The 6,925-nt window shown below is 73.0% G+C and carries 6 protein-coding genes and 1 pseudogene; 2 read left to right on the top strand and 5 right to left on the bottom strand.

What is annotated here, in order from left to right; genetic code table 11:
* From EYA84_RS22840 to EYA84_RS22825, 4 genes are all read right to left on the bottom strand, one after another.
* Positions 1 to 526 (bottom strand): NADH-quinone oxidoreductase subunit B (locus EYA84_RS22840; RefSeq protein WP_131055178.1); only part of this gene is annotated, 526 nt, incomplete at its 3' end.
* A 128-nt stretch (positions 527 to 654) separates the two neighbouring features.
* Positions 655 to 2,130, bottom strand: a complete 1,476-nt coding sequence (locus EYA84_RS22835) for an aminotransferase class V-fold PLP-dependent enzyme (protein WP_131055176.1) — start codon at positions 2,128 to 2,130, stop codon at positions 655 to 657.
* The gene (locus tag EYA84_RS22830) at positions 2,127 to 3,596 is read right to left on the bottom strand and encodes an MFS transporter (protein ID WP_131055174.1); all 1,470 of its coding nucleotides are present in this window, start codon (positions 3,594 to 3,596) and stop codon (positions 2,127 to 2,129) included. Before EYA84_RS22830 ends, EYA84_RS22835 begins: the two co-directional genes overlap by 4 nt.
* Positions 3,597 to 3,628: 32 nt before the next feature.
* Positions 3,629 to 3,943 (bottom strand): MGMT family protein, encoded by a 315-nt coding sequence (locus EYA84_RS22825; RefSeq protein WP_131055172.1) that lies wholly within the window; start codon positions 3,941 to 3,943, stop codon positions 3,629 to 3,631.
* Between the two features lie 13 nt (positions 3,944 to 3,956).
* Between EYA84_RS22825 and proB the strand changes: the two genes are divergently transcribed.
* Positions 3,957 to 5,114 (top strand): glutamate 5-kinase, encoded by a 1,158-nt coding sequence (proB, locus tag EYA84_RS22820; RefSeq protein ID WP_131055170.1) that lies wholly within the window; start codon positions 3,957 to 3,959, stop codon positions 5,112 to 5,114.
* Between the two features lie 94 nt (positions 5,115 to 5,208).
* Positions 5,209 to 6,453 carry a glutamate-5-semialdehyde dehydrogenase gene (locus EYA84_RS22815; protein ID WP_131055169.1) on the top strand — a complete coding sequence of 415 codons (1,245 nt, stop codon included), beginning with the start codon at positions 5,209 to 5,211 and terminating at the stop codon, positions 6,451 to 6,453.
* Positions 6,454 to 6,566: 113 nt separating this feature from the next.
* Here EYA84_RS22815 and EYA84_RS22810 read toward each other — a convergent pair.
* Positions 6,567 to 6,925 (bottom strand): annotated as a pseudogene (locus EYA84_RS22810) (squalene--hopene cyclase); the annotation flags it as partial.

Raw genomic sequence — 6,925 nt, 5'->3', positions numbered from 1 at the left:
GTGGGGCGCCGTCGGCGGACGGTGCGTCGGCCGGTGAGGCGAGCGGGTCGGGGCGGGGTACGCCGCCGATGCCGGACTGCTCGGCGGCGATCTTCTCCTGGAGGCGGAGGATGCCGTGCAGCAGCGCCTCGGGCCGGGGCGGGCAGCCCGGCACGTAGACGTCGACCGGGATGAGCTGGTCGACACCCTTGGTCACCGAGTACGAGTCCCAGTACGGGCCGCCGCAGTTGGAGCAGGCGCCGAACGAGATGACGTACTTGGGCTCGGGCATCTGGTCGTAGAGCCGCTTGATCGCCGGGGCCATCTTGTCGGTGACCGTGCCGGAGACCACCATCAGGTCGGCCTGGCGGGGGCCGTGCGCGAACGGGATCACGCCGAGCCGCATGAAGTCGTGCCGGGACATGCTGGTCGCGATGAACTCGATGGCGCAGCAGGCCAGCCCGAAGTTGAAGACCCAGAGCGAATACCGCCGGCCCCAGTTGAGCACGAACCGGATCGGCTCGCCGAGCACCGCCGGTAGCTGCACGACCGTCCCCTTCCCGTCCCCGACAGTCAACCACAGCGCCCGTCCGGCCCGGCCGGGCCGCTCGGTAAGGAGGGGTCCCCTGCTAACGCCTCGTGTATATAAAGGGCCCCCTCCTAACAAGAAAGCGCTCAGAACGACGGGCGTTGCAGCAGACTCACGAACTCCACCAGGAGGCGCTCCCGCAGCGCGGGTGGGGCGGCGTCGAGGAGAGTGTTCACCGGTGCCATCCGGTCCGGCAGTCCACCGCCACCGCCGAGGCCCAGTCCGGCGGCCAGCCCGGCGACCATGTCGGCGGTGAGCGCCTCCGGGGTGAGCGCCCCGGCCAACGCGAGCAGGTCCGGTGGCAACGCGACCGGGCCGGCCGCCTCGGCCGCCACGACCGCCTCGGCCAGGTCGGCGCCGAACTCCGCCGCCGTGGGCGCGACCGCCGCGGTCACCGTCAGGTGCACACTGCGCGGCATACCGGCGTACGCGAGCTGGGGCTGGGTGTGCCAACCCCGCGCGGCCAACTCGTCGACCAGGACGAACAGGTCGGGGCCGGACTCGGTGGCGGTGAAGCAGACCACGGTCGACTCCGGCTCGGCGACCAGCCGCAGCCCGTCGACGCCGCGCACCGCGTCGGCCAGTACCCGTACCGCCTCCCGGGTCCGGCGGGCCAACTCCAGGTAACCGTCGTCGCCGAGGTGGCGCAGGGTGGCGTACGCGGCGGCGATCGGACCACCGGACCGGGTGGAGGAGATCACCGGGTTGACCATCGTGTACCCGGGCCAGTCGGCGTACGCGAAGTACTGCGGTGCGCGCAGCCCGGCATCACGGTGCAGCAGCACCGAGACGCCCTTCGGCGCGTAGGCGTACTTGTGCAGGTCCACCGAGATCGAGGTGACCCCGGTGACGGCGAAGTCGAACGCGGGCAGGTCGGTGCCGAGGCGACGCAGGTAGGGCAGGGTCCAGCCGCCGAAGCAGGCGTCCACGTGGCAGCGCACCCCGGCGGCGGCGGCCGTCTCGGCGATCTCTGCCACCGGGTCCACCACGCCGTGCGCGTACGAGGGGGCGGAGCAGACCACTAGCACGGTCTCCGGCGTGATCGCGGCGGCCACGTCGGCGACCGAGGGGCGGAGCGTGCCGGGGTCGACCGGCACCGTGTCGAGCGCCACCCGCAGGTAGTGGGCGGCCTTGGCGAACGCGGCGTGGGCACTGGCCGGCACCACGATCCGGGGTGCGGTGATCTCGGGCCGGGCGTCGCGGGCCGCCTTGACGGCCAGGATCAGCGACTCGGTGCCGCCGCTGGTGACACTGCCGACCACCTCCGGCGCGCTCGTGCCGGGCCCACCGCCGAGGACCCGCGCCGCCGCGCCGACCAGCGCGTTCTCCATCGCCAGCAGCGAGGGGAAGGCGGTCGGGTCGAGCCCGTTGACGTGTGCGCTCTCGGCGTACGCCGCCGCCGCCAACTCGTCCAGCCCGGCGACCGCCGCGTCGTACACGTACGCGAACAGTCGCCCGCCGTGCGTCGGCCGGTCGGCCTCCCGCAGCCTGCGGACCTCCGCCAACACCTGTTCCGCCGGTACGCCGTGTGCCGGCAGTGCCGACCCGCTCTCGTCGATCATGGAGTGGTGGTGCCCTTTCCGTGGCTTTTAACGGCATTCGTCCCGGCGACAACTCCATGATCGACGCCGGAGACACGGGGGGCGTCGGGAGCCCCGGGGAGGGGGGAGGCGTGGGGGGTGAGGGTGGCCAGGAGGGTGGGCGTCAGGTCGTAGGGGCGGAGCAGGAGGGTGGCCAGGCCGATCAGCAGGGCCGGGAGGAGGGTGAAGCCGAGCAGGACGCCCAGGCGGGCGGTGTCCGACTGGACCGCTGCGGTGCCGGTGGTGGAGGAGACGTAGCCGGTGAGCGCGAGCACCAGACCGAAGACGCCCGGCCCGAGGGCCAGGCCGAAGGTCTCGCCGGCCGTCCAGAGGCCGGTGAAGACGCCCGCCTGCCGCCGGCCGGTGCGAGCCGTGTCGTACGCGATGCAGTCCGGAAGCATGGCCAGCGCGAACACCTGCTGACCGGCGTACCCGACGCCCAGCGCCGCCACCAGCAGATAGACCACGACGGCGGGCAGCACCGGCGCGGCGACCAGGGCCAGCCCACCGACGGAGAGGATCAGCGACGCGGCCACCAGCGCGGCCAGTTTGCCCAGCCGGGCACCCACCCGCGACCACAGCGGCATCACCACCAGCGCCGGTCCGACGAAGCAGAGGAACAGCAGGGTCGGACCGGTCGTCGGGTCGCGCAGGATCTGGTCGGCGAAGTACTGCACCCCGGCGAGGATCGTGGCCACCCCGGCGGACTGGACCACGAAGCAGAGCAGCAGCGCTCGGAACGGCCGGTTCCGACCGGCGACGGTGAGCTGGGCACGCAGGCTCGGCTCGCTCTCCCCGACCGAGCCCTGCGGGGCCGACCGGGTGCCGAGGAACGCGCCGACGGCACCGACCGCGATCAGGGCGGCCACGAAGACGCCCATCCAGCGGTGCCCCGGCACGCCACCGCCGGCGGCGTCGCGGACCAGCGGGGCCACCGCGCCGGCGACCAGGATGGCCAGCGCCAACACCGCGATCCGCCAGGTCATCATCCGGGTACGTTCGGCGTAGTCGTCGGTCAGCTCGGCCGGCATCGCCACGTACGGCACCTGGAAGAAGGCGAACGCGGTGGCTGTCGCCAGGAAGGCGATCGCCACGTACGCCCCGGCGGCCGGTCCGGCGCCGAACGGCGCGGCGAAGATCGACCCGAACAGCACGGCCAACGCCAACCCACCGACGAGCAGGTACGGCCGGCGGGCACCCCACCTCGACCGGGTCCGGTCGGAGATCCGCCCGGCGACCGGGTTGACCAGCACGTCCCACGCCTTCGGCAAGAGCACCAGCAGGGCCGCCACTCCGGCGGCCACCCCGAGCGTGTCGGTCAGGTACGGCAACAGCAGCAGCCCCGGCACGGTGCCGAAGGCTCCCGTGGCCAGCGAACCGAGCGCGTACCCGGCGTGCACCTTGCGCGGCAACCCGGCCGCCCCTGCTCCACCCGGCGACGCGTTCATGGCGCCGAATGTTACTCACGTTATGGCGCGGGTCACATCCCCTCTCCGGGCTGCCACTGCGCCGCCCGCATGTCGACCCGGCCCGCGCGCAGCGGCGTACCCTCGCTGAGCCACCGCCCCCGCGCCTCGGCGGCGAGGCGGGGTGGCATCGTGCCCGTGGCGTTGACCACGCGGTGCCAGCCGACGGCCCCACCGTGCCGAGCCATGATCGATCCGATGAGTCGGGCGGACGCCCGTCCGGAGCGCTCGGCGAGCGCGTCGGCCACCCCGCCGTACGACATCACCCGGCCCGGCGGTATCCGGTCGACGAGCTCCAGCACCGCCTCGACGTACTCGTCTGGTGTCACAAGCGGCCAGACTATGGGAAGGCCGCCGGGCCGTACCGCGCCGACCACGCAGAATAGGCGGGTGCGTGACGCGGTAACGGCGGCCCGGCGGGTCGTTGTCAAGATCGGTTCCTCCTCGTTGACCACCGCCACCGGCGGTCTGGACGACGGGCGGGTGGACGCGTTGGTCGACGCCCTCGGGACACGGATGGCCGACGGACGTGAGGTCGTGCTGGTCTCCTCCGGCGCGATCGCCGCCGGCCTGGCCCCGCTCGGGCTCTCCCGGCGACCACGGGACCTGGCCACCCAGCAGGCCGCCGCGAGCGTCGGTCAGGGCCTGCTGATCAGGCGGTACGCTGCCGCCTTCGCCCGGCACGACCGGACCGTCGGACAGGTGCTGCTCACCGTTGACGACGTGACCCGCCGGGCGCACTACCGCAACGCGTACCGCACCCTGCGCAAGCTGTTGGATCTGCGGGCGGTGCCGATCGTCAACGAGAACGACACGGTCGCCACCGAGGAGATCCGGTTCGGCGACAACGACCGGCTGGCCGCGCTGGTGGCCGCGCTCGTCGACGCCGACCTGCTGGTGCTCCTCTCCGACGTCGACGCACTCTGGACCGGCAACCCGGCGCGTCCCGGTGCCCGCCGGATCGCCGAGGTACGCGACGAGTCGGACCTGGTCGGAGTCGACATCGGCGGTGCCGGGCGGGCCGGTGTCGGCACCGGTGGCATGGTGACCAAGGTCGAGGCGGCCCGGATCGCCACCGGATTCGGCATCCCGGTGGTGCTGACCTCCGCGCCGCAGGCGGTCGCGGCGCTGGCCGGTGAGCCGGTCGGCACCTTCTTCCATCCCAGTGTCAGCCGCCCGGCCGCGCGACTGTTCTGGCTGGCGCACGCCACCGCGCCCCGGGGACGGCTGCACCTCGACCCCGGCGCGGTCGCCGCGGTGGTGGGCCGCCGCAAGTCGCTGCTGCCGGCCGGGATCACCGCCGTGGACGGGGCGTTCACCGCCGGCGACCCGGTCGACCTGGTCGACACCTCCGGCGCGCCGGTCGCCCGGGGACTGGTCAACTACGACGCGGTCGAGCTGCCCGGCCTACTCGGGCGGTCCACCTCGGATCTTGCCGCAGCGCTCGGTCCGGCGTACGAACGGGAGGTCGTCCACCGCGACGACCTGGTGTTGCTGTGAGCGGACGATCCGCCGGCTTGAAGTGATTGCAGGGGGCCCTTCCTATGCACGAGGCGTTAACAGGGGGCCCTTCCTTACATCGAAGGAGCGTGTCATGAGCGTGAGCGAGCAGGCCCGACGGGCGCGTACGGCGGCGGAGGCGCTGGCCGTGGCGACACGTACGGCCAAGGACTCGGCGCTGCACGCGATGGCCGACGCGCTGGTGGCGCGTACGCCGGAGATCCTCACCGCGAACGAGGCGGACCTGGCGGCCGGGCGGGAGGCCGGGCTGAGCGCGGCCGTGCTGGACCGGCTCGCCCTCAGCGAGACCCGGGTGGCCGGCATCGCCGACGCGCTGCGCCAGATGGCCGGGCTTCCCGACCCGGTGGGTGAGGTGGTACGCGGCTCGACCCTGCCCAACGGGCTGGAGCTACGGCAGATCCGGGTGCCGTTCGGCGTGGTCGGGATCATCTACGAGGCGCGGCCGAACGTGACCGTGGACGCCGCCGGCATCTGCCTGAAGTCGGGCAACGCGGCGCTGCTGCGCGGTTCCTCGTCGGCCGCGCACTCCAACGCGGCGCTGGTGACGGTGCTGCGGGACGCCATCGACGGTGCCGGGCTGCCCGCCGACACGGTGCAGTTGCTCGACGCCACCTCACGCGACTCGGTCAAGGAGCTGATGCGGGCCCGGGGGCTGGTGGACGTGCTCATCCCGCGCGGCGGCGCGTCACTGATCCGCACCGTGGTCGAGGAGTCGACGGTGCCGGTGATCGAGACCGGGGTGGGCAACTGCCATGTCTACGTGGACGCCGCCGCCGACCCGGTCAAGGCCGTCTCGATCACGCTCAACGCGAAGACGCAGCGACTGTCCACCTGCAACACCGCCGAGTCGCTGCTGGTGCACCGGAACGTGGCGGACGCCGTACTGCCTCCGATGCTGGCGGCGTTCGCCGAGGCCGGGGTGACGGTGCACGGCGACGCCCGGACGGCGGCATACTCGGACGCGGTGGTGGCCGCCACCGACGAGGACTTCGCCACCGAGTACCTCTCGGCCGACATCTCGGTGGCCGTGGTCGACTCGCTCGACGCGGCGCTGGCGCACATCCGGCGGTACGGCAGCGGCCACACCGAGGCGATCGTCACCGACTCCCAGTCGGCCGCCCGGGAGTTCGTGGCCCGGGTGGACGCGGCGGCCGTGATGGTGAACGCGTCGACCCGGTTCACCGACGGCGGCGAGTTCGGCTTCGGTGCCGAGATCGGCATCTCCACCCAGAAGCTGCACGCTCGTGGCCCGATGGGCCTGCCGGAGCTGACCAGCACGAAGTACGTGGTCACCGGGGACGGTCACCTGCGGAGCTGATGGGCAGGCGCCCGATCCCGGTGGCAACGGCTGGCCCTGGTGGCACCCGGATCGGCCCTGGTGGCACCGCACGGACCGGTGGCGTCGACCGGGAGACGGTGGCATCGGCCGGATCAGCGGAAGGCGCGGATCACCGCAAGCGTGGCGTGCACGTCGAACTGGTGGCCGTCGTCGCTGCTCCAGCCGCCGTCGGTGCGTTGCGTCTCGGTGAGCCGGCGACGGGCCGCCACCACCGTCCACTCCTGTTCGTCGACCTCGACGCGGCGCAGGGTCGAGGCGAGCCAGGCGGCGTCGGCCGGAGACGCCTCCGGCATCCGCTCGGCGAGCAACGCCTTGATCCGTGCCGATTCGTAGAACAACTGCTGCCGGTGCAGGACAGCCGCACTCAGCCAGCCGGCGGCCAGGAAGGACGGCCAACTGCCGTCGGGGCGCAGGTGGGCGGCGAGCGCCTGCCCGGCGGCGTGCACCACCC

The organism is Verrucosispora sp. SN26_14.1 (assembly GCF_004307965.1).
Taxonomy (GTDB): Bacteria; Actinomycetota; Actinomycetes; order Mycobacteriales; family Micromonosporaceae; genus Micromonospora.
This window is presented reverse-complemented; position numbering and strand designations above follow the sequence as displayed.

Bases quoted from the DNA above. Each gene is read 5' to 3' on its own strand.
- EYA84_RS22835 (WP_131055176.1), bottom strand. From the start codon at position 2,130: ATGATCGACGAGAGCGGGTCGGCACTGCCGGCACACGGCGTACCGGCG.
- EYA84_RS22830 (WP_131055174.1), bottom strand. From the start codon at position 3,596: ATGAACGCGTCGCCGGGTGGAGCAGGGGCGGCCGGGTTGCCGCGCAAG.
- proB (WP_131055170.1), top strand. From the start codon at position 3,957: ATGGGAAGGCCGCCGGGCCGTACCGCGCCGACCACGCAGAATAGGCGG.
- EYA84_RS22815 (WP_131055169.1), top strand. From the start codon at position 5,209: ATGAGCGTGAGCGAGCAGGCCCGACGGGCGCGTACGGCGGCGGAGGCG.